General features: G+C 37.3%; 24 protein-coding genes. 19 read left to right on the top strand and 5 right to left on the bottom strand.

Annotation, left to right across the window (positions count from 1 at the left end; genetic code table 11):
* Positions 1–146 precede the first annotated feature (146 nt).
* The 7 genes from dnaN to nadD all read left to right on the top strand — a co-directional run bounded on the left by dnaN (position 147) and on the right by nadD (position 5,398).
* Complete coding sequence (gene dnaN, locus B3P23_RS19485; RefSeq protein WP_045754195.1) at positions 147–1,271, top strand: DNA polymerase III subunit beta; 1,125 nt, start codon at positions 147–149, stop codon at positions 1,269–1,271.
* 11 nt (positions 1,272–1,282) lie between these two features.
* Positions 1,283–1,942 carry a DedA family protein gene (locus B3P23_RS19480; RefSeq protein WP_045754196.1) on the top strand — a complete coding sequence of 220 codons (660 nt, stop codon included), beginning with the start codon at positions 1,283–1,285 and terminating at the stop codon, positions 1,940–1,942.
* Positions 1,943–2,054: 112 nt separating this feature from the next.
* The gene (locus B3P23_RS19475; protein WP_045754197.1) at positions 2,055–2,702 is read left to right on the top strand and encodes a DedA family protein; all 648 of its coding nucleotides are present in this window, start codon (positions 2,055–2,057) and stop codon (positions 2,700–2,702) included.
* 42 nt (positions 2,703–2,744) lie between these two features.
* Positions 2,745–3,314 carry a CAP domain-containing protein gene (locus tag B3P23_RS19470; protein WP_084405342.1) on the top strand — a complete coding sequence of 190 codons (570 nt, stop codon included), beginning with the start codon at positions 2,745–2,747 and terminating at the stop codon, positions 3,312–3,314.
* A 58-nt stretch (positions 3,315–3,372) separates the two neighbouring features.
* On the top strand, positions 3,373–4,248 hold the full coding sequence (locus B3P23_RS19465) for a YicC/YloC family endoribonuclease (protein ID WP_084405343.1): 876 nt from the start codon (positions 3,373–3,375) through the stop codon (positions 4,246–4,248).
* A 2-nt stretch (positions 4,249–4,250) separates the two neighbouring features.
* Positions 4,251–4,820 carry a guanylate kinase gene (gmk, locus tag B3P23_RS19460; protein ID WP_045754200.1) on the top strand — a complete coding sequence of 190 codons (570 nt, stop codon included), beginning with the start codon at positions 4,251–4,253 and terminating at the stop codon, positions 4,818–4,820.
* Between the two features lie 2 nt (positions 4,821–4,822).
* Positions 4,823–5,398 carry a nicotinate (nicotinamide) nucleotide adenylyltransferase gene (gene nadD, locus B3P23_RS19455; RefSeq protein ID WP_045754201.1) on the top strand — a complete coding sequence of 192 codons (576 nt, stop codon included), beginning with the start codon at positions 4,823–4,825 and terminating at the stop codon, positions 5,396–5,398.
* A 39-nt stretch (positions 5,399–5,437) separates the two neighbouring features.
* Here nadD and B3P23_RS19450 read toward each other — a convergent pair whose 3' ends face one another.
* On the bottom strand, positions 5,438–5,938 hold the full coding sequence (locus B3P23_RS19450; RefSeq protein WP_248755113.1) for a DUF2314 domain-containing protein: 501 nt from the start codon (positions 5,936–5,938) through the stop codon (positions 5,438–5,440).
* Positions 5,939–6,138: 200 nt separating this feature from the next.
* On the opposite strand from B3P23_RS19450, the gene B3P23_RS19445 reads away from it, so the two are divergent.
* Positions 6,139–6,897 carry a hypothetical protein gene (locus tag B3P23_RS19445; protein WP_293928882.1) on the top strand — a complete coding sequence of 253 codons (759 nt, stop codon included), beginning with the start codon at positions 6,139–6,141 and terminating at the stop codon, positions 6,895–6,897.
* Positions 6,894–7,715, top strand: coding sequence for a formylglycine-generating enzyme family protein (locus B3P23_RS19440; protein ID WP_293928880.1), 822 nt, complete (start codon positions 6,894–6,896; stop codon positions 7,713–7,715). The genes B3P23_RS19445 and B3P23_RS19440 overlap by 4 nt, the downstream gene beginning before the upstream one ends.
* A gap of 38 nt (positions 7,716–7,753) precedes the next feature.
* Here B3P23_RS19440 and B3P23_RS19435 read toward each other — a convergent pair whose 3' ends face one another.
* The 4 genes from B3P23_RS19435 to B3P23_RS19420 all read right to left on the bottom strand — a co-directional run bounded on the left by B3P23_RS19435 (position 7,754) and on the right by B3P23_RS19420 (position 11,500).
* Complete coding sequence (locus B3P23_RS19435) at positions 7,754–8,524, bottom strand: SDR family NAD(P)-dependent oxidoreductase (RefSeq protein ID WP_293928878.1); 771 nt, start codon at positions 8,522–8,524, stop codon at positions 7,754–7,756.
* Complete coding sequence (locus tag B3P23_RS19430) at positions 8,524–9,648, bottom strand: DUF4861 family protein (protein ID WP_045754204.1); 1,125 nt, start codon at positions 9,646–9,648, stop codon at positions 8,524–8,526. The genes B3P23_RS19435 and B3P23_RS19430 overlap by 1 nt, the downstream gene beginning before the upstream one ends.
* A 6-nt stretch (positions 9,649–9,654) precedes the next feature.
* Positions 9,655–10,500 (bottom strand): 5-dehydro-4-deoxy-D-glucuronate isomerase, encoded by an 846-nt coding sequence (gene kduI, locus B3P23_RS19425; RefSeq protein WP_293928876.1) that lies wholly within the window; start codon positions 10,498–10,500, stop codon positions 9,655–9,657.
* Between the two features lie 88 nt (positions 10,501–10,588).
* Complete coding sequence (locus tag B3P23_RS19420; protein WP_262917511.1) at positions 10,589–11,500, bottom strand: AEC family transporter; 912 nt, start codon at positions 11,498–11,500, stop codon at positions 10,589–10,591.
* A 399-nt stretch (positions 11,501–11,899) separates the two neighbouring features.
* Between B3P23_RS19420 and surE the strand changes: the two genes are divergently transcribed.
* The 10 genes from surE (at position 11,900) to B3P23_RS19370 (ending at position 21,073) form a co-directional block, all read left to right on the top strand.
* On the top strand, positions 11,900–12,670 hold the full coding sequence (gene surE, locus B3P23_RS19415; RefSeq protein WP_045754207.1) for a 5'/3'-nucleotidase SurE: 771 nt from the start codon (positions 11,900–11,902) through the stop codon (positions 12,668–12,670).
* A gap of 1 nt (position 12,671) precedes the next feature.
* Positions 12,672–12,932: a hypothetical protein gene (locus tag B3P23_RS19410; RefSeq protein ID WP_293928871.1), complete on the top strand. Its 261-nt coding sequence runs from the start codon at positions 12,672–12,674 to the stop codon at positions 12,930–12,932.
* The gene (locus B3P23_RS19405) at positions 12,929–13,801 is read left to right on the top strand and encodes a menaquinone biosynthesis family protein (RefSeq protein WP_045754209.1); all 873 of its coding nucleotides are present in this window, start codon (positions 12,929–12,931) and stop codon (positions 13,799–13,801) included. Before B3P23_RS19410 ends, B3P23_RS19405 begins: the two co-directional genes overlap by 4 nt.
* A 141-nt stretch (positions 13,802–13,942) precedes the next feature.
* Positions 13,943–17,239, top strand: a complete 3,297-nt coding sequence (gene secA / locus B3P23_RS19400) for a preprotein translocase subunit SecA (protein WP_094771822.1) — start codon at positions 13,943–13,945, stop codon at positions 17,237–17,239.
* 23 nt (positions 17,240–17,262) lie between these two features.
* The gene (locus B3P23_RS19395; protein WP_045754211.1) at positions 17,263–17,721 is read left to right on the top strand and encodes an SPOR domain-containing protein; all 459 of its coding nucleotides are present in this window, start codon (positions 17,263–17,265) and stop codon (positions 17,719–17,721) included.
* A gap of 10 nt (positions 17,722–17,731) precedes the next feature.
* Entirely contained in the window at positions 17,732–18,922 is a 1,191-nt protein-coding gene (locus B3P23_RS19390; protein ID WP_293928867.1) for a M20 metallopeptidase family protein, read from the top strand.
* A 5-nt stretch (positions 18,923–18,927) separates the two neighbouring features.
* Positions 18,928–19,497 (top strand): hypothetical protein, encoded by a 570-nt coding sequence (locus B3P23_RS19385; RefSeq protein WP_094771823.1) that lies wholly within the window; start codon positions 18,928–18,930, stop codon positions 19,495–19,497.
* Complete coding sequence (locus B3P23_RS19380; RefSeq protein ID WP_045754214.1) at positions 19,494–19,991, top strand: GNAT family N-acetyltransferase; 498 nt, start codon at positions 19,494–19,496, stop codon at positions 19,989–19,991. The genes B3P23_RS19385 and B3P23_RS19380 overlap by 4 nt, the downstream gene beginning before the upstream one ends.
* A 170-nt stretch (positions 19,992–20,161) precedes the next feature.
* Positions 20,162–20,476 carry a rhodanese-like domain-containing protein gene (locus tag B3P23_RS19375; protein ID WP_045754215.1) on the top strand — a complete coding sequence of 105 codons (315 nt, stop codon included), beginning with the start codon at positions 20,162–20,164 and terminating at the stop codon, positions 20,474–20,476.
* Positions 20,477–20,848: 372 nt separating this feature from the next.
* Positions 20,849–21,073 (top strand): DUF6358 family protein, encoded by a 225-nt coding sequence (locus B3P23_RS19370; protein ID WP_293928863.1) that lies wholly within the window; start codon positions 20,849–20,851, stop codon positions 21,071–21,073.
* The last annotated feature ends 14 nt before the right edge of the window (positions 21,074–21,087 follow it).

Here is a 21,087-nt window from a genome sequence, read left to right as displayed (position 1 = left end):
ACATTAATTTTATTGAAATCCAATGATTTAGTGTCTTCAATATTGATTTTGTTTTGAAAGCCACTATTACGTGATTTGCATACCGCTGATTAAAAAATGTAGATTCTTTTGCGTATTATTGCAGATATAATTCATAATTTTAGGAAATGAGATTTATAGTATCCACATCGATTTTATTAAAACAACTTCAAGCTATTAATGGCGCTTCAAGTAGTAGTACAGTTCTACCCATATTAGAGAACTTTCTTTTTGAAATAAAAGACAATACGTTAACGATTTCTGCAACAGATTTGCAAACAAGTATGGTTACGTCATTGCAAATTGAGGCTAAAGAAGAAGGAAAAGTAGCGATGCCTTCTAAAATTTTAATCGAGACTTTAAAAACCCTACCCGATCAGCCCGTTGCCTTTTTTGTTGACAACAACACATTAGCCATTGAAATCAGTGCTGGTGATGGTAAATATAAATTGAGTGGTGAAAATCCTGAGGATTTCCCTAAGATACCTGTAATTGATAATGCTCATACCGTAAACATGCCTGCTCCGATATTGGCAGAAGCAATCAGCAAAACCATCTTTGCTGTCAGTAACGACGAATTGAGACCAGCGATGTCAGGTGTTTTAGTTCAATTGGGAGACAAAGCAATTACATTTGTATCGACAGATGCACATAAATTGGTCCGTTATAGAAGATCTGATATAGGTGTTGAAAAGCCAGCGTCGTTGATCCTTCCAAAAAAAGCATTATCCTTACTGAAATCTTCTTTACCTTCTGAAGATATTAATGTATCAATTGAATACAATTCAACCAATGCATTCTTCAGTTTTGGTAACATTAATTTAATTTGTCGTTTGATTGACGAGCGTTACCCAGATTATGAAGCTGTCATTCCACAAGTCAATCCAAATAAATTAACTGTTGATCGTTTATTATTCTTAAATACGCTACGTCGTGTTGTTATTTTTGCCAATAAGACGACACATCAGGTACGTTTGAAAATATCTGGTAGCGAATTAAATATCTCAGCAGAAGATTTAGATTTTTCTAATGAAGCTCATGAACGTTTAGGCTGTCAGTTTGAAGGAGAAGATATGGAGATAGGCTTCAACGCTAAATTTTTAGTAGAGATGTTGAATAATTTGGCAAGTGAGGAAGTTGTGATCGAAATGAGTACAGCAAACCGTGCCGGATTATTAATTCCAGCAGTAGCAGAAGAAAATGAAGATATTTTAATGCTGGTTATGCCGGTTATGTTAAATAACATAGGTTAATTCAGACTGCTTTGGAAGTTATCACGCATATCATTGATTTTATTCTGCATATTGATAAACATTTACTAGAAATTGTAAATGATTATAAAACTTGGACTTACCTCATTTTGTTTTTGATTATTTTTGTCGAAACAGGAGTAGTGGTAATGCCATTTTTACCAGGAGATTCCTTACTTTTTGCATCCGGTATGCTTGCTGCTCAGCCCAACGAATTGAATGTTTGGTTGATGATCGTCATCCTACTGGTAGCTGCGATATCGGGAGATTCGCTTAATTACTCGATTGGGAAACGTTTTGGTATGCAGATGACCAAGTTTAAACTTTTTGGAAAACAAGTCATTAAGGACGAGCAGATTCAGAAAACTCATGCATTCTATGAGAAATATGGAAGCAAGACAATTGTCATTGCGCGCTTTGTTCCTATTGTAAGAACTTTAGCACCATTTGTCGGAGGTATTGGCAGAATGCATTATGGTACTTTTATAACCTATAATGTTATTGGCGCAGTTCTTTGGGTAGTTGGAATTACGTTAGCGGGTTATTTCTTAGGAAACATACCGATTATTAGAGATAATTTTTCAAAAGTGGTCTTATTGATTATTCTATTATCCATATTGCCGATTGTCTTTGAAGTCGTAAAAGAAAAATTTAAAAAGAAAAAGGAAGCTTAAAAGCTTCCTTTTTTTATATAGTCAATTATGATCTGAGTAGCAACGGATCAAATTATTGGATAGAAAGATACTGTAGTAGATACCTAGCCGTTTATTCAAAAGAACTCGATGTATGGAGATCATGACCAATATTGTTGATTTTATTTTACATATCGATAGACACTTGGTGCAGATCGTGCATGAGTATGAAGGATGGACTTATCTCCTTTTATTTTTAATTGTATTTGCAGAAACAGGATTAGTGGTTGCTCCATTTTTGCCGGGAGACTCTGTCTTATTTGCTCTAGGGGCTATCATTGCTATTCCTGAGAGCGGGTTATCATTACTTTTATTTTGGTTTGTTTTAGTATCTGCAGCTGTTCTTGGTGATTTTGTCAATTATGAAATCGGAAAATATTTAGGACAGCGCGTATTCAGAACTGGATCTAACATTTTTAAACCCCAATATTTGGACCGGACCCAATCCTTCTATTTAAAGCACGGTTCCAAAACAATTATCTATGCACGATTTGTACCCATTGTGCGCACATTTGCCCCATTTGTTGCGGGGATAAGTAAGATGCCCTACCGTCAATTTGGAACTTATAACATGCTTGGAGGTTTTCTCTGGGTAACCTTATTTCTATTCGCAGGATATTTCTTTGGTCAACTCTCATTCTTTAAAAACCATTTTTCGATCGTCGTACTTGTCATTATTTTTATCAGCCTGTTTCCCATGCTTATACAGGTACTGAACACAAAAAAATCAAGAAAGGCCTAAACCAATTATTATTTTTGGAGTCTGCTTTATATAAATATGTGTATGAAGAATCTACTTTTTATCTTTCTCAGTTTCGTGTTTACATGTTCATCTGCGCAAGTTCGAGTTGAAAAAAAACAGGCTAAAGCAGCATTTGAACTTCTAAATGATATCCGTCTGCATCCCGAACGTTATAAAAAGAAACTCGGTTTATTCAATTTGGATAAGGTGACCAGAAAACCATTGAATTGGAATAAAAAACTAGCGGCTGTTGCTGAAGATCGTGCCGAAGATATGGCCAAAAGAAATTATTTTGACCATGTTAATCCGGACGGAATCGGTCCCAATCATTACATTCAAAAGTCAGGTTATGAATTAAATGCAAGTTGGCTGAAAAATAAAAAAGCAAATAATTTTGAATCCATTGCTTGGAATTGGCCGACTGCGAGTGAGGGAATCAAGGGACTCATCATCGGGAAGGAAGCACCAGGATATCATCATCGAAAACACTTATTGGGCATGGATCAGTGGAATGCATCTTTATACGATATTGGTATTGGCTATGTCACGGTAGGTAAGAAAGGTAATCAAAAAAGCTATTTATGCGTCATTATTGCTAAGCATGATTGGTAAATTAATCAATTTATAGTCTTGATATTATACATTATTGGAATGTTTCTTACCTTTGCATATGATAAAATCAATGACAGGATACGGCACCGCTGTAAAAGACAATGGAAAAGTTAAGTACAGTGTCGAGATTAAATCCTTGAATTCTAAATTTCTTGAATTGAATCTTCGCTTACCCAAAGCAGTTTCAGACAAGGAATTGACGTTACGTACAGAGTGTAGTAAACTGATCGAAAGAGGTAAGGTAAACCTGTATGTGAATGTTGAATATACTGATCAAACAGCAAAAGCATCTACTATAAATGCAGATTTGCTAAAAAAATATTATACCCAACTACAACAGATTGCCTTTGAATTGGGTGACAAACAAGTTTCTCTTTTCGAATTAGCCCTTAATATGCCGGAGGTAATTGCCAATAATGATAATGAAGTTGATGAAGAAGAGTCAAAATTATTATTAGAAGCATTTTATGCTGCAGTAGATCACTTCAACCTTTTCAGAGCAGACGAAGGTGCAGTGCTTTCGCAAGACCTGACTGAACGTGTTGAATTGATATTAACTTATTTAACAGAAGTCGAATCTGTAGAGATGGATCGTATTCCTTTAATCAGAGAACGTATCGGTCATTATCTAGAGGATACAGTGGGCAAGGAAAACGTAGATAAAAATCGTTTTGAGCAGGAGTTGATTTATTATATCGATAAATTAGATATCACAGAAGAGAAAGTACGGTTACGTTCACACTGTCGTTATTTTCAAAAAGCTTTGACCGCATCGGATTCCAACGGTAAGAAATTAGGATTTATATCTCAGGAAATGGGCAGAGAGATCAATACCTTGGGATCAAAAGCAAACCACGCTGGAATTCAGCAGATCGTGGTAAAAATGAAAGAAGAATTAGAAAAAATTAAAGAGCAATTGCTCAACGTATTATAGGAATGGCAGGTAAGTTAATTATATTCTCCGCACCATCGGGCGCAGGTAAAACAACAATAGTAAAAAGTTTATTAAGTAAACATAGTGATAAGTTGGAATTTTCCATTTCAGCAAGTACACGAGAGCCTCGCGGTGAAGAAATAGATGGTAAAGATTATTACTTTATTTCAAAAGAAGACTTTCTGCATAAAATTGCCAAACAAGAATTTATCGAATTTGAAGAAGTTTACTCCGGTACCTTTTATGGCACACTGCGTTCGGAAGTAGAACGCATCTGGGCAAAAGGTAAACACGTTATATTTGATATTGATGTGATCGGTGGATTACGCTTACGTTCTAAGTTCCCAGATGAGGCCCTATCTATTTTTGTGCAACCTCCATCCCTGGAAGTATTAAAAGAACGTCTTCGTGGAAGAGGAACCGATTCTGAAGAAAAATTACAGGAACGATTTGCAAAAGCAGAATCAGAATTATCGTATGCTGATAAATTTGATGTCATATTGAAAAATTATGACTTGGATGTAGCGGTTGTTGAGGCAGAAAAATTGGTGATGGAATTTTTGAACAAGTAGTCATGGCTAAGGTTGGTTTATTCTTCGGATCTTTTAATCCCGTGCATGTAGGTCATTTAATTATTGCTAATTATATGGCTAATTATACAGAATTGGACGAGGTATGGTTTGTGGTATCTCCACAAAATCCGTTTAAGAAGAAGGAAAGCCTAGGAAATATGTACGATCGGCTGGAGATGGTCAATCTAGCGATAGAAGATACCGACAATTTAAAAGTGAGTGCTATCGAGTTTGGTTTGCCGCAACCCTCTTATACCATTGATACGTTGACGCATCTAGCTGAGAAATATCCTTCACATGATTTTGTTTTGATTATGGGGGAGGACAACTTGGAAACCTTTTCCAAATGGAAGAACAGTGATGTCATCTTAAGAGATTACCACATCTACGTCTATCCAAGACCAGGATATAGTGGCAATACCATGAAAGACCATCCATCGATCACGATGACTCAGACACCTATGATGGAACTATCTTCAACTTTTCTAAGAAAATCGATCAAAGAAGGTAAAAATATCAAATTCTATACTCCAGACAAAGTCTTAGATTTTATCGAGAAAAAAGGCTTATATTCATAAAAAAGAGCGAAACCCAGTTTCGCTCTTTTTTATGAAATACTAATCTTCAATGATAAAGCCGACCTCCTGGTCAAAAGCTTTCCTTTCATCATCCGACAAGTTATTTTTCATCACGCGAATCGTATAACCCCCTCGCAAAACTCCTTTATCCAAATACATCCAGTCAGAAATGGTTTTAGGGTCTATGGTGACTCGATCTCCAAATTTTACGGCCTTTGTCAATTGAGGTTCATTATTAACAGTGCCACTGTACGATTTTCCATCAGATGTTAAATCCCCAATCCAGATGTGTTCACCACCACCGTCTTCAGTATCGAATTTGACTTTAATAGCAAAACTTTCATATCCTTCCTGAGGCTGTTGAAATGCGATATCAAAATTTTTAAAAGTCTTATTGGCTTCATCGATCGCGTGATTCATCACCTCATCATCTTTTTGGAACTCAATGATATCATCATTCTTGATTTTTTCTTTAATCCCGTTTTGACAAGAATATAAAAAAAGTGAACATACTAAAAGTAGGGCAAAGCTGTTTGACATCGTTCTGTTTTTTGATTGTAGTATCATGTAATTTGTTTTGATATTTTTTTAAATGTGACAAGCCAAGATAATAAATATAAAAAAATTGAAATATGTGCTCGATGATACCACCATCAGTAAGCAGTTTTCCTCTAACAGTTTATTCATATATTCAACAAACATTTAATTCAACAGTTTTGATTATTTTTAAAGAAAAAACGATGAGAACTCACGTACTATTACTTATCTTATTATTTGGCTTTATGAACGCCTTTGCTCAATCGAATGAGGTTGATGGCAGTTCTTATACTAGAGATGAAAAAGGTTACGAATTGCGCACTAAAATGACTATACCGCCTTATGGGTTAGCCAAAGTAAAGAATTTGATCGAAACCATTACATTTAAAGAAGATCCATTGGGCAGTTCGGACGGTGGTATAGAAGCTATAAGCGCAGCACAATTTAAAGCACTAAGTCTAAGAGAAAAGTTTACCTATGTCATGATCCATGCTGAGATGAGCCAACAGAACTGCGCTATTCCAGAATACCAGAACGATATTCAAAAAAGGATTTTCAGTCAATTGGAAACAGGATTTAATGAAGCGAGCTGGAGTCAAAGACAAGCCGATTTTCTGATCGAAAATCGCGACTCTGTGATGAAACTCATTGAAGAATCGGTTGTGCGTAGTAAACGAATGGGGATAAATTATAAAGAAGCAATCTTAGAGATGAATGCTTGGCAAATGATTCCCTTTATCATTAGTTATGTCAAAAGCACCGCTCAAGATAAGGATGCATTAACCTTATTGATGCTTTTAATGAAACGAGGAGAGTACGATGAGTTTTTGAAATCAACATCTTACCAGAAGTTATATGGTCCTGATGCTAATTATTATTCTTTCCTGAATTATAACAAAGCAAATGAAGATTTAATATGTGAACGTGCAAGTCGTTACTATAAAGAGAAGATTTCAAAATGATAAAGAAAGTCTGGATTTTACTGCTCGGAATCGTTATTTGCACCAGTCAATCCTTTGCACAAGAGCAACGGTTTATAGACATAGGAGCAGGCACCTATATATTAGGCGACACACTCAGTTTAGATAACCCGCGTAGAGTTGTCAGTCTATCTGCTTTTTCAATCGCTGAGACCGAATTAACAAATGAGGCATTTGCAGCATTTGTGGGTTCGACCAATTATATCACGTTGGCAGAACGATATCACAATGCTATGGTCTTTGAACCAGGTTTAGCAGAATTTCGATGGCTACAGGATAGTACGGCTTATTGGCGGTTCCCAAATGGAACAAGCAGGGGGGACATTGAAGAAAAGATGGATCATCCCGTAACGTGTATATCCTATCGTGATGCATTAGCCTATTGCGAATGGGCAGGAGTTCGTCTACCATCATTAGAGGAATGGGAAGTAGCTTCAAGAGCGGGCTCGCAAACCAAATATTTTGAAGGTGTAGAGTTAGATAACATCATGGATTATGCTAATATATGGCACGGAAGAAATCATTTAGTTGCCGATACGACAGATGGTTTTCTATATACCTCACCTGTTAAATCATTCAAAGCAAATCCTTTAGGTTTATATGATATATATGGCAATGTTTTTGAATTTTGCGAAGGATCGCTAGTTCGAGATCAAGGGCGAAAAGTAGCGCATGCGCGCGGTGGCTCATGGTGGTGCAGTAAAAATAGCTGCGCTTCCTTCAACTCACAATATATAGGTTCGGTCAACCCCAGTGCTTCTTTTAGTAACCTCGGTTTTCGAGTTGCAAAGAAAAAGTAGCGAGGCTTTCCAGCGGAAAGCCTCGCTACATATTTTGATTATCGACCCATCCAGCCACCATCGACTGTTAGAATTGTTCCATCCACGTAGTTAGACGCATCAGAACTTAAAAATACGATCGGCCCTTTGAAGTCTTGGGGCTGTCCCCATCTTGCAGCAGGAATACGACCTAAAATAGAAGCAGATCTCTCTGGGTCATCGCGCAACGCTTCCGTATTGTCTGTTGCAATATATCCCGGAGCAATAGCATTGACATTGACACCTAGCGAAGCCCACTCATTGGCAAAAGCTTTTGTCATTGAAGCAATTGCACCTTTTGATGCGGCATATCCCGGCACATTGATCCCCCCTTGAAAAGAAAGTAAGGATGCGGTGAAAATAACTTTTCCTGTTCCACGTGAAATCATATCTTTACCTATTTCTCTCGTCAAAATAAATGGTGCATTTTGATTGATTTCAATGATCTCATCCCAGTATTCATCCGGATGCTCAGCAGCCGGTTTACGTAAGATATTGCCCGCATTGTTGACCAAAATATCAATGACAGGATGTTGTTCTTTCACCTTTGTAATAAATGCATATAGATCCTTTCGCTTTGAAAAATCACATTGATATGCGTAAAATTTTCTACCGAGAGATTCCACCGATTTTTGAATAGCAGAGTTCTCAAGTTCCAATGAAGCTGAAACACCGATAATATCCGCACCAGCTTCTGCCAATGCTTCAGCCATTGCTTTACCGATCCCTCTTTTGCACCCTGTAACCAGGGCAACTTTACCTGTTAAATCAAATGATTGTAGTATAGACATTATTTTTTATAGCTAATGGTTAAAGGTTTATGAATTTGCTCTGATGCCTGATTTAAATAGTTTTTCCACGCATCCATAGATGTAATTTTTCCTGCTTTATTAAATGCGGCACCCATGTAATAGGTCAGCGATTGATTGTTTTTTGCCGTTACGCTCCATAAAAATTGATTTGGAGTGTCCATAAAATCTTTCTTAACCTCGGGTAACAATAAGGCAGTTCCGGTTATGTTTCCATGTTGTTCTGGTTCCCAATACGCGAAGAAATTTGCTTTTTTATCAATTGCAATAACTGGATTAGCTTCTTTTCGTTTAGCAATACCAATGACAATAGGTGTCGTGGCTGCGGTCGCATTATGAACACGAACATTGATTTTGCTCAATTGACTTTCTGCATCGATGGAAATTTCTTTTTCTATCCCTATCTTTTGACCATTTATTTCTTGAGGCTCATAGATTAATTTGAAGCTAGCCCGTATAGGACCATTGTCCAAAATTTCATATTGGCGATAGTGTTTTGTGTAGTGGATCTCTTTGTCAAAATAGATGGCTATGTCTCCAACGCCTAAGGTTTGACCAACAGAATAGTAATCTAGGCCTTTTCCGTGGTCTGCATGATAGTCTCCAGTTCTGTACCATTCGTCGATAATTAACTCTTCAGTACGTTTAGCCCAATAATCAAACCCTTGTGCATCTTCAGAAGTGCCTTCCAATGTTTTACCATAAGCTCTGAAGGCAACCACATTGTTTTCCCATGCAAAATCATCTTTTCGCTCAGGAACATAGCGAGCAAAAACTTTATTTGCTGTTTTTGATGGAATAGCTGACGAAACGGTAAGTTCTATTTTTCCTTTAGCAGCAATATATACAGCAATCAAAACATTTTGAGGTGTTGATTTTCCTCTTTTTTCCAATTGGTATATAAGCGGTTTTTTTGATCCTTGATCAATAATGGAGAAAATGCTATCCTTTAATTCAAAATGCTTTTTAAAATTTTCGAAAGGAATGCTAATGACTTCTTTTCTTTCGAAAGCTGATGGATTCTGAATAATTAAAGAGCTTGTATTTTGAGCAAATAAGCTTGATGCACTCCCAAGTATACAGACAGCTGATAGTAATGATCTCATACCTTATTATTTTAAATTGGTTATAGCAGATTTGTCCATATCATCATAATCTAAATTTTCTCCTGCCATACCCCAGATGAAGGTATAATTACTCGTTCCTGCTCCAGAGTGGATAGACCAAGGCGGGGAGATCACAGCTTGCTCATTCTTCATCCAGATATGACGGGTCTCCTCTACTGGCCCCATAAAATGGGCGACTGCTTGCCCTTCTGGCACTTCAAAATAGAAATATACTTCCATACGACGGTCATGCGTATGTGCGGGCATCGTATTCCAAACAGATCCAGGCTTAAGCTCTGTCATTCCCATTTGCAGCTGACAGGTATCGACAATCTTATTCAAAAGCATCTGGTTGATTGTTCTATGGTTAGCTGTTTCAAGAGAACCAAGTTGTATCTTATTTGCCGATTCTTTTGTCACTTTTTTTGTCGGAAAAGCATGATGGGCAGGGGTTGAATTCAGATAAAATTTTGCTGGATTTGATGCATCCTTGCTACTAAAATAGACCTCTTCAACTCCTTTACCGATATATAAAGCTTCTTTATTCGCTAGATCGTAGACGGTTCCATCGACTTCAACTTGTCCAGCTGCGCCCACATTGATGATCCCCAACTCTCTTCTACTGAGGAAATAGGGCTCTTTCAGTAGAGCAGGTATTGTTTCCAATTTTAGTTTCTCTGCAACAGGCATGGCACCTCCTGCCATGTAACGATCATAGTGTGAATAGGTAAAATGGATCTGATCTGCTTCAAAAATATTTTCAATTAAAAAGTTCTCTCTTAAAGACTTGGTGTCAAGTGTTTTGCATTCATTTGGGCTAATTGCGTAGCGTGACTCATAATTCGTTTTCATATTTTAGCGTATTTAAGAAATATGTTAAAAATAAGACATTAAAACATCATAAGCCACAATAATCTTCGCAATCGATATCGGAAAAAGATTAAATGAAAATAGAAATGATATAAGACCAGAGGGCAGTTGTAAACAGACTGAGAATAATGCCCAAGCCGATGATCAAGTTGATCAGTTTGGTGTTCAACCTGAATTGTTGTACGACCATACTTGCTGTGATTAAGGTGGGCATGGCTGCCTCCATAATACTGACACGTGCAATATCACCTTTTATGCCCATTGCCACAGCAGCTAGCAGAACCAAAGCAGGGGCTAGCATCAACTTATATAATAATGTCATGGAGATCTGAGAAATCTCTCGCTTCATTCCCTTAAACTGGAGCTGCAGGCCAACAGAGAACAAGGCTAAGGGAGCAACTGTTGATGCAATTTTATCAAAGAATGGTTCGGTTATGCCCAAGTCGACATATTGTGATAGTATAACCGCAAGTACACAAGCGATAAAGGGCGGAAAAGTAAAAAGCCTTTTTAATAAAGCGCCAACTTTGATTCCTTCATTATGACTGCGGTCTCCCTTGATGGCACAGATAATGCCTACCGTAGATAAAAGCATAAAATTGACCTGGTCACAAATAATGGCAATGCTGAGGTTTTGCTCCCCGTAATAGGCGATGATCAATGGAAACCCAATAAAAGAGGTATTACTATACGCTGAAGATAATTCTAATGTACTCCGAGAACGTTGGCTATAGCCTTTATATCGACAATACAATTCCATAAATATCCAACTTCCTGCAACCACTAATATAGGCGATAACACCGGAAAGATCAGTTGAGTGCTCCAACTGATCTGTGGAATATATTTAAAAGATACTGCAGGCAAGGCGATGTACAATACCCAAATATTAATGCTTTTAGAAGCATTTTCAGGAATGAGTTTGAAATGCTTAAACAGCATTCCGGCGCATATGCAGAATATGATAAGTATAAAATTGACCATTTTGAATTGGAAAACACAATGAATGGACGAAGTTACTTAAAAACAGAAATTTACTCGTTGCTTTTTTTGGGATTTTAATCATAAAAAATCTGCCTGTTTTTAATTCGGCCACTATACGAATAAGATTATTTTCAGGTTATGATTAGATCAATATATTATTAAGCTTTAGTATAGAGATAATAGAGGGTTTCTATAGGGTTCGTATAGGTAAAGCTCTATAAATACTGTATTAAATCTATCTTATATCTGTTAAAAATCAGGCTTAATATTTAATATGCTTCCTATCTCTCTTTCACTTAGCCTTAATAAAAAATGAGCTTAGGTCTTTTTAATGTATAAAAAGAAAAAGCATTGTCTTAAAAACGAAAGCTTTTCTTTTTTTCTTCCTAAATTAGCGTCATGACAAAGAAAAAACCAACCATCTTGGTGGTGAATGATGATGGCATTACTGCGCCTGGTATTAAAGTTTTGATTGAAGAAATGCAAAAAATAGGACATGTGGTTGTCGTCGCTCCTGATAGTCCACAATCGGGCATGGGACATGCTATTACAATCGGGCGACCTTTGCGTTTAGATCGTATTGACTTATATGACGGTGTGGAGATGTATAAATGTTCAGGAACTCCGGTAGATTGTGTTAAATTGGCTGTTAACAAGATTTTTAAAGGACGTAAACCAGACGTATGTGTTTCGGGTATTAATCATGGATTAAACCATTCGATCAATGTATTATATTCGGGAACGATGTCTGCGGCAGTTGAAGGAGCGATTGAAGGAATTCCATCTATTGGATTTTCTTTAGATAATTTTGACTATGATGCTGATTTTTCACATTGTAGACCGTATCTCCTTTCGATTACCAAACAAGTACTGGCAAATGGTCTTCCAAAAGGATCTTTATTAAATGTCAATTTTCCTAAAGATGAAGCCAAAGGAATTAAAATCTGTCGTCAGGCAGGTGGACATTATGTCGAAGAGTTTGATGAGCGTGTCGATCCTAGAGATCGAGATTATTATTGGATGACAGGTAGATTTGAGTTGGAAGATCGGGGCGAGGATACGGATTCGTATGCTTTAAGTAAAGGATATGTAGCTATAGTTCCAACGCAGTTTGATATGACCGCTCACCACGTTATCCCTCAATTAAATTCTTGGGCATTCGATAGTTAGTATGAAAAACAATTTAGGCATAGGGATTTTACTGGGAGCTATAGCGCCCTTAATCGCTTATTTAATTTCTACCTATACGACACTTTTTGAAAAAACGATAGCCGAAAAACCAATGTTAATATATGCTGTTGCGGTATTTATCAATTTGTTGGCGATACGTTTTTTGTTTAAAGGAGAGAAAGAAGCCTTAGCAAAAGGAGTATTGGTTGCTACCTGTATAGCGACGATACTTTATATATTTACACATAAATTATCCATATGAAATTGACATTGGGTTTTTCCCCTTGTCCTAATGATACCTTCATTTTTGATGCACTTATCCATCATAAAATAGATACAGAAGGACTAGAATTTGACGTTGTTTATGAAGATGTCGAAACCTTAAATCTAAAAGCTTTTAAGGGAGACTTAGCCATAACGAAATTGAGCTATCATGCTTTTGCCTATGCGGTAGAAGATTATGAGCTTTTGGATGCAGGTAGTGCATTAGGATTTGGAGTTGGACCGATGTTGATCACTCACGATGAGCATTTGGCTAGAGAGCTTCAAGAAAAACTGTCTTCGAATACCCCATTGACGGCAGCATTGCAACAATTAAAGGTTGGCTATCCCGGCAAGTACACAACTGCTAATTTCTTATTAGGTTTAGCTTTTCCAGAACTGAAGAATAAAAAAGAGCTTGTTTTTTCAGAGATCGAAGGAGCTTTGTTGTCTGGCGATATCGATTTGGGTTTAATTATTCATGAAAATCGATTCACCTATCAGGAAAAAGGGCTTTTTAAAGTCGTTGATTTGGGAGATTACTGGGAAAAAACGACAAATTGTCCTATTCCATTGGGTGGTATTGTAGTGAAAAGAAGTATTCCTGCCGATATTAAGGAAAAACTGAATCGTATTTTGCGAGCAAGTGTCGAATACGCTTTTGCTAACCCTACATCAGGTCTGGAGTTTATCAAGTCACATGCGCAGGAGATGAGTATTGAAGTGATGTATAAACACATCGATCTTTATGTCAATAAGTATTCTATAGCGCTTGGAAAAGAGGGACGTTCAGCAATTGAAATCATGTTTAATAAGGCTCAGGATATGGGCTTTATCCCGAAAACGGACAAGAATTTATTTTTGTCATAAAAAAGAGTAAAAAATATGGATATCGTATGTTAGATATGATATCTAATAACTAAATTTGCCCGATTAGTGTCAATTTGTCTGCAATTTTAGTTTGGAGTCATTATTGAATGAAAGTCATAAATTGAGATAGAAAAGAATATTATGTTAAAATTTTTAAGTAAATTATTTGGAAGTAAATCCGAGCGAGATATTAAGGGAGTTCAACCAATTGTAGAAAAAATCAAATCGGAATACGAGCAGCTTTCGTCACTTACTGATGATGAATTGCGTGGCAAAACGGCTGATTTCAAAAATAGAATTAAAGGATATTTAGCAGATATTGATACCGAGATCTCTACTTTAAAGGCAGAAGCTGAGGCTGATGACCTGGATATGTCTCAGAAAACTGCGATATATGAAAACGTGGATAAGTTATCCAAAGATCGTGATAAAAAATTAGAAGAAGTTTTGATGGATATTTTACCTGAAGCATTTGCCGTGGTAAAAGAAACATCTAGACGTCTGACAGAAAATAAACAATTAGTCGTTAAAGCAACCGATTTTGATCGAGAAATCGCTGCACAAAAACAAAATGTAGTGATCCAAGGTGATCAGGCGACATGGAAAAATGTGTGGTTGGCTGCGGGAACTGAGGTAACCTGGAACATGGTACATTATGATGTGCAGTTGATTGGCGGTATTGTATTGCACCAAGGTAAAATTGCACAGATGGCTACTGGTGAGGGTAAGACTTTGGTCGGTACCTTGCCGACTTATTTGAATGCGTTAGCCGGTAATGGTGTACATATAGTAACGGTCAATGATTATCTAGCACGTCGTGACTCGGAGTGGAATGCGCCATTGTTCGAGTTTCATGGTTTAAGTGTAGATTGTATTGATAAACATCAACCAAATTCGCCACAAAGACGTAAAGCTTATGCTTCTGATATCGTTTATGGTACCAATAACGAATTTGGTTTCGATTATTTACGTGATAATATGACGCAGACTCCTGAAGCATTAGTACAAGGGAAGCTGCATTTTGCGATGGTGGATGAGGTCGATTCAGTGTTAATTGATGATGCTCGTACACCTTTGATTATTTCAGGTCCTATTCCTCGTGGTGATCAGCATGAATTCTACCAATTAAAACCACGTATCGAACGTTTGGTAAATGCTCAAAAAGCTTATATCAACACGGTATTGAATGAAGCTAAGAAAGCGGTTAAGGCTGGAGATATTGATCCAGAAAAAGGTGGCTTGGCCTTATTTAGAGCTTACCGCGGATTGCCTAAAAATAAAGCCCTGATTAAATACTTAAGTGAAGATAATCATCGTCAGATTTTGCAAAAAGTAGAGAACTACTACATGCAAGAGCAGAACAAAAATATGCCTAAGGCGGATGCCGAATTATTTTTTGTGATCGATGAGAAAAACAATCAAGTAGAATTAACAGAAAAAGGGATTGAATTAATCACGGCTTCTGGAGAAGATCCTTCATTCTTTATCCTACCGGATGTAGGTTCTGAAATTGCTGATATTGAAAAAGCTGATATTCCTTTAGAGGAGAAGGCTAACCGCAAAGAGGAATTATTGCGTGATTATTCGATCAAAGCAGAGCGTATTCACTCGATCAACCAATTATTAAAAGCATATACTTTATTTGAAAATGATGTTGAGTACATCGTTGACGAGGGAAAGGTTAAAATTGTAGATGAGCAAACCGGACGTATCATGGATGGTCGTCGTTACTCAGATGGTTTGCACCAAGCGATTGAAGCAAAAGAGAATGTAAAGGTAGAAGATGCTACACAGACTTATGCAACCATTACTTTACAAAATTACTTCCGTATGTACCACAAACTTGCAGGTATGACGGGTACAGCTTCTACTGAGGCGGGTGAGCTTTGGGAAATATATAAATTGGACGTGGTCGAAATTCCGACCAACCGCGTTGCTTTACGTGATGACCGTCAAGATTTTATTTACCGTACTGCTCGTGAAAAATATAATGCTGTTGCAGAAGAAATTCAAAAATTGACAGAAGCAGGTAGACCCGTTTTAGTGGGTACAACATCTGTTGAAATCTCTGAGTTATTGAGCCGTATGCTCCAATTGCGTAAGGTTAAACATAATGTCTTAAACGCAAAACTACACCAGAAAGAAGCTGATATTGTTGCTGAAGCAGGTCAACCTGGTCAAGTAACGATCGCAACAAACATGGCTGGTCGTGGAACGGATATTAAGTTAACAGACGAAGTTAAAGCTGCTGGTGGTCTAGCGATCATCGGTACCGAGCGTCACGAGTCACGTCGTGTCGATCGTCAGTTACGTGGTCGTGCTGGTCGTCAAGGGGATCCGGGATCATCGCAATTCTTCGTTTCATTGGAAGATAACTTGATGCGTCTATTTGCTTCGGAGCGTATCTCTAACATCATGGTTAAGATGGGAGTTGAAGAAGGTGAAGTGATGCAGCATAGCATGCTGACCAAATCAATCGAACGTGCGCAACGTAAAGTTGAAGAAAACAACTTTGGTATTCGTAAACGACTTTTGGAGTATGATGATGTGATGAACTCACAGCGTACGGTTATCTATACAAAACGTAAAAATGCTTTATTTGGAGAACGTCTAGATGTCGATTTGAATAACATGATTTTTGATGTTGTCGAAGAAATCGTGGTTGATGCCAAAGAGGGTGGTTCTTATGAAGATTTTCAAATTGAGGTGATCCGTGTGTTTGCTGTCAATCCGGAGATTTCGGAAGAAGAATTTACAAACTTAAAAATTGAAGGGTTGACTGATCGTTTGTTTGAACAGATCATTAATGCTTACCATACTAAATTAAACACCGTAGCGGCTCATACGATGCCTGTACTTCAAAATGTGTTTGAAGAACGTGGCAATGTGGTTGAAAATGTTGTTATTCCTTTCTCTGATGGTCTTCGTGGCATCCAAGTTGCTACAAACTTGAAGAAAGCGATTGAAACTGGAGGGAGAGAAGTTTTCAAATCATTTGAAAAGGGGATTGTTCTAGCTTTAATTGATGAAGCATGGAAAGAGCATTTACGTGAAATGGATGACTTAAAACAATCTGTTCAAAATGCTGTTTACGAGCAAAAGGATCCGATCATTATCTATAAAATGGAGGCTTTTAACTTATTTAAATCGATGTTAGCGGCTATGAATAAGGATATTGTTAGCTTCATTTTTAAAGGTGAGATACCAGGACAAAATATGCAAAGTGTTCCTGAGCGTTTGGTACAGGCACCTCCAGTTCAAGTGAAAGCTACAAAAGCAGAATTAGAATCTCCAATAGGGGTGAGTGCTGAAGATGTAGATACACGTGACTTGGGACCTACACAGCCTATTCGCAATGAAAATGCAATTGGCCGCAATGATGATTGTCCTTGTGGTTCAGGAAAGAAATACAAAAACTGCCACGGCGCTAATAGTTAGGCGGTATTTAAAAAAATAAAAGAATGCTTAAGAAAGGATTGATAGTTGTTTTTGCTTTAGTTGCTTGTACTTTTTCAAAAGTAAAGGCTCAGAAAAACGATAATGTAGTGATTGTAAAAGATACATTGATTACAATTTTACAACATTATCGGGCAAATATGGGTATCAATCCTGTCGAAAGCAAACCTGTTGCGGTTCCAACCAAACCACCTGTACGAAGCGCGGCTACGCGTACCACAGTGCGCGGTTTTAGAGTTCAGATTTACGCAGGCAGTGATCGTAATAATGCTTTCTCAGAGCAGGCACGATTTAGAAATATGTACAAAGATATTGATACCTATATCAATTACGACGAACCCAATTACAGGGTCAAAGTAGGAGACTTTAGGAGTCGATCTGAAGCAAATAATTTTATGAATTTGCTTCGCCAACAATTTAAAAACGTATTCGTATTTTCTGAAAACGTTTTTGTTTACCAATAATCTTATGATCATGGCAAGTATTAAAGATCAAGTTAATGCCTTAGCCCAACAGTTTTTTCAAGAAACAGTTCAAATGAGGAGACATCTTCATCAACACCCTGAACTTTCTTTTGAAGAGTACAATACTTCGGCATATGTCAAATCTGTATTGAATGATATCGGGATTCCCTTTGAAGAAATGGCTGACACGGGTATTGTCGCGTATTTGACAGGCGACATGGCATCGGATGAAGTTATTGCTTTACGTGCTGATATGGACGCTTTACCTATTCAAGAGGTGGAAGGCAGGAGCTACGGTTCTCAAAATCCCGGTGTCATGCATGCTTGTGGGCATGATGTGCACACTTCATCGTTGCTGGGGGTTGCAAAAATATTACAGGCTTTAAAAGCAGAATTTGGAGGGATCGTCAAATTGATTTTCCAACCGGGAGAGGAACGTCTGCCAGGTGGTGCTTCTCTGATGATAAAAGAAGGAGTCTTGCAAAATCCAGCTCCTACGGCTATTATGGGTCAACATGTGATGCCGTTTATTGAAGCCGGAAAAGTAGGTTTTAGAGAAGGTAAGTATATGGCTTCTTGTGACGAGCTGTTTATGACAGTAAGGGGAAAGGGCGGTCATGGAGCGCATCCGCATCAAAATATTGATCCAATTGTCATTACAGCACATATCATTACAGCACTTCAACAAATAGCCAGTCGCTTTGCTGACCCAAGAACTCCAACAGTGCTGTCCTTTGGTAAAATCATCGCTAATGGAGCTACTAACATCGTTCCTGATGAAGTTTATTTAGAAGGCACCTTCCGTACGTTTGATGAAGATTGGCGCGCTGAGGCGCATGAAAAGATGGTTAAAATGGCTACTGGTATCGCGGAGAGTATGGGGGCTGTTTGTGATTTTGATGTACGCAAAGGATATCCGTTTTTAATCAACAATCCTGAGCTGACAAAAGCGGCCCGGGGTTTTGCTGAAGAATATCTGGGTAAAGAAAATGTTTTAGACTTGGATCTTTGGCCCGCAGCAGAAGATTTCTCCTACTATTCTCAAGAAGTAAATGCTTGTTTCTACCGTCTGGGTACTGGAAATAAAGCAAAGGGTATCCAGTCTGCTGTTCATACTTCTTCTTTTGATATCGATGAGGATGCATTACAATTGAGCATTGGGCTGATGGCTTATATGACATTACGAAGATTAGGTCAGTAAAACATATGTCGTCACATCATATTGTTCGAGAAAGGCAGGAGCCTGCATTACTTATAACCGATTTTTATAGTATCGATGAAGAACTTGTTGGCCAACTTTTGGAATGGTCGCCAACGATCGTTACGGATGTTAATTCGTACGAAGCGGTTACTTCGCAGGCATACAAGGTGGATGTCATATTTACCCAAGTGCCGATTGATCTACCGCAAGAACATGTCAAGACTGTTCTTTATGACGTAAATTATATCGCCAGCGCTTTGCGCTATCTTATTGCAGAAGGGTATAAAGCGGTTAATATATTAGGATCGGGGTTTGATCAAGAGATATTGGAAAGTTTTGTCCAAGAGATTGATCTTGTCTGGTTGCATGATGATAAGAGGACTATCTTTGTTCAGTCCGGATTTGAGAAATGGATGCCTTCTGGTGATCATCTTTTCATCGAACCTGCATGGTGTGATCTGGCAACAAGCGGATTAAATAGAATAGGAGAAAATCATTTTGAAACGATCAACGATGGTTTTTTTAGTATCAGATTTTCAGCACCACAATTTTGTTTATTGACAGAAAAACTATGAGTACGGTAAGTATCAAGTTCGCTGGAGCAACAGAAGCGACATCGATTAGTGAAATTGGAAAGAAAAGCTATTGGGAAACTTATCCGGCAATTTTGACAACGGAACAAATTGATTTTATGTTGAACAAAAACTACACTGTTGAAGCGATTCGAGCTTTAATGGTTGGTGGTCAAGATTTTTATGTGCTGTATGAAGATGCTGTAGCGAAAGGATTTGTTTCTGTTCAAGTGAGGGAACAGGCTATTATGAGAATAGAAAAACTTTATCTTTTGGCTGAGGTTAAGGGTAGAGGATATGGAAAGCTGCTGCTGGATTTTGTAGCGCAGTTGGCCAAATCAAAGGATCTGAAACGATTAGAACTTAATGTAAACCGGAATAATCCAGCTTATTATTTTTATTTAAAGCAGGGCTTTTTGATCACTGAAACGGTTGATATCCCTTATCATGGTTATGTTTTGGATGATTATGTCATGCAAAAAGACCTTACTCTTTAGCGGTTAATTTTGGGAATTAAGGATTATCTTTTCTCTTAAGTAGTATATTTTCTATATGAATTAATCGCTTTTAATGGCAGAGGAGAGAACATAAATTGTTTTTATATGTGACAAAATTATGTTGCATATAAAAAGCAATTTATCTAAGTTTGATATAAATTGTAATCATCATGAAAGAAGTAACAGTAGAAGAACTTAAATCAAAAATTGATAATAATGAAGATTTTCAATTAATTGATGTCCGTGAAACATTTGAATATGAGGTTTCTAATTTGGGAGGATTGAATATTCCTTTATCTGGAATCTTAATTGAAGTCGATAAAATTGCTAAAGATAAACCCGTTGTTGTTCAATGCCGCTCAGGAAAGCGCTCGGCTCAAGCAGTAATGATGTTGGAACAACAAGGTTTTGACAATTTGTCAAACTTAAAAGGTGGTATTCTTGCATGGAAAGAAGAGATTGATCCTGAGATAGACGTGTATTAATATGAATCTAGCTGCGTTATGCTTTTCGTTCCGGAAATCAATAACGGTATAGGTTTACCATTAACAAATCATATTTAATGAAAAACTACGAGCATCAGACTAAACAAGCATTTTTGTTTAGTCTTGCTTTTTATAGCATTTCACTGGGCTCAAAATTATTTCATTTCGAAATTTTTCCAATACTTTTCAGTATATCGTTATTACTTTCTTTAATTTGGGTCGTATTAGCATTACGGGAGATTATATTTTCTGGTCGTATTTCAAATACTGAGCGGATGCTTATGGCACTATTCATTATATTTTTTAATATAATTGCAGGTATATTTTACTTTTTCAAATTTAGGAAGAAGGTAATTGGTAGAAGTTAATATTATGACAAAAAATTTTATTTTAAATATCGTTATCAACTTATTGATCGTAGGAGCAGTCTACTATGGCTATAAGTCTTACGAAGCCGGAAATATCTTAGTATGTGGTATTTCAATAGCGCTCTTGGTGGTTTTTATTTATTTTAAGCGTGTGCTGTTTAAAAAAGTACAAATAGACTTAAAAAATGAAGAAGCGCGGAGAAGACAAGGGCAGGAAAAGATAAAATAATATTAATAAAAAGG

This window comes from Sphingobacterium sp. UBA6320 (genome assembly GCF_002440335.1).
Lineage (GTDB): Bacteria > Bacteroidota > Bacteroidia > Sphingobacteriales > Sphingobacteriaceae > Sphingobacterium.
This window is presented reverse-complemented; position numbering and strand designations above follow the sequence as displayed.

Bases quoted from the DNA above. Each gene is read 5' to 3' on its own strand.
- nadD (WP_045754201.1), top strand. From the start codon at position 4,823: ATGGCTAAGGTTGGTTTATTCTTCGGATCTTTTAATCCCGTGCATGTA.
- B3P23_RS19370 (WP_293928863.1), top strand. From the start codon at position 20,849: ATGACAAAAAATTTTATTTTAAATATCGTTATCAACTTATTGATCGTA.
- B3P23_RS19380 (WP_045754214.1), top strand. From the start codon at position 19,494: ATGAGTACGGTAAGTATCAAGTTCGCTGGAGCAACAGAAGCGACATCG.
- B3P23_RS19390 (WP_293928867.1), top strand. From the start codon at position 17,732: ATGGCAAGTATTAAAGATCAAGTTAATGCCTTAGCCCAACAGTTTTTT.
- B3P23_RS19450 (WP_248755113.1), bottom strand. From the start codon at position 5,938: ATGTCAAACAGCTTTGCCCTACTTTTAGTATGTTCACTTTTTTTATAT.
- B3P23_RS19405 (WP_045754209.1), top strand. From the start codon at position 12,929: ATGAAATTGACATTGGGTTTTTCCCCTTGTCCTAATGATACCTTCATT.
- B3P23_RS19470 (WP_084405342.1), top strand. From the start codon at position 2,745: ATGAAGAATCTACTTTTTATCTTTCTCAGTTTCGTGTTTACATGTTCA.
- secA (WP_094771822.1), top strand. From the start codon at position 13,943: ATGTTAAAATTTTTAAGTAAATTATTTGGAAGTAAATCCGAGCGAGAT.
- B3P23_RS19475 (WP_045754197.1), top strand. From the start codon at position 2,055: ATGGAGATCATGACCAATATTGTTGATTTTATTTTACATATCGATAGA.
- B3P23_RS19395 (WP_045754211.1), top strand. From the start codon at position 17,263: ATGCTTAAGAAAGGATTGATAGTTGTTTTTGCTTTAGTTGCTTGTACT.
- surE (WP_045754207.1), top strand. From the start codon at position 11,900: ATGACAAAGAAAAAACCAACCATCTTGGTGGTGAATGATGATGGCATT.
- kduI (WP_293928876.1), bottom strand. From the start codon at position 10,500: ATGAAAACGAATTATGAGTCACGCTACGCAATTAGCCCAAATGAATGC.
- B3P23_RS19440 (WP_293928880.1), top strand. From the start codon at position 6,894: ATGATAAAGAAAGTCTGGATTTTACTGCTCGGAATCGTTATTTGCACC.
- B3P23_RS19465 (WP_084405343.1), top strand. From the start codon at position 3,373: ATGATAAAATCAATGACAGGATACGGCACCGCTGTAAAAGACAATGGA.
- B3P23_RS19420 (WP_262917511.1), bottom strand. From the start codon at position 11,500: ATGGTCAATTTTATACTTATCATATTCTGCATATGCGCCGGAATGCTG.
- gmk (WP_045754200.1), top strand. From the start codon at position 4,251: ATGGCAGGTAAGTTAATTATATTCTCCGCACCATCGGGCGCAGGTAAA.
- dnaN (WP_045754195.1), top strand. From the start codon at position 147: ATGAGATTTATAGTATCCACATCGATTTTATTAAAACAACTTCAAGCT.
- B3P23_RS19435 (WP_293928878.1), bottom strand. From the start codon at position 8,524: ATGTCTATACTACAATCATTTGATTTAACAGGTAAAGTTGCCCTGGTT.
- B3P23_RS19385 (WP_094771823.1), top strand. From the start codon at position 18,928: ATGTCGTCACATCATATTGTTCGAGAAAGGCAGGAGCCTGCATTACTT.
- B3P23_RS19410 (WP_293928871.1), top strand. From the start codon at position 12,672: ATGAAAAACAATTTAGGCATAGGGATTTTACTGGGAGCTATAGCGCCC.
- B3P23_RS19375 (WP_045754215.1), top strand. From the start codon at position 20,162: ATGAAAGAAGTAACAGTAGAAGAACTTAAATCAAAAATTGATAATAAT.
- B3P23_RS19445 (WP_293928882.1), top strand. From the start codon at position 6,139: ATGAGAACTCACGTACTATTACTTATCTTATTATTTGGCTTTATGAAC.
- B3P23_RS19430 (WP_045754204.1), bottom strand. From the start codon at position 9,648: ATGAGATCATTACTATCAGCTGTCTGTATACTTGGGAGTGCATCAAGC.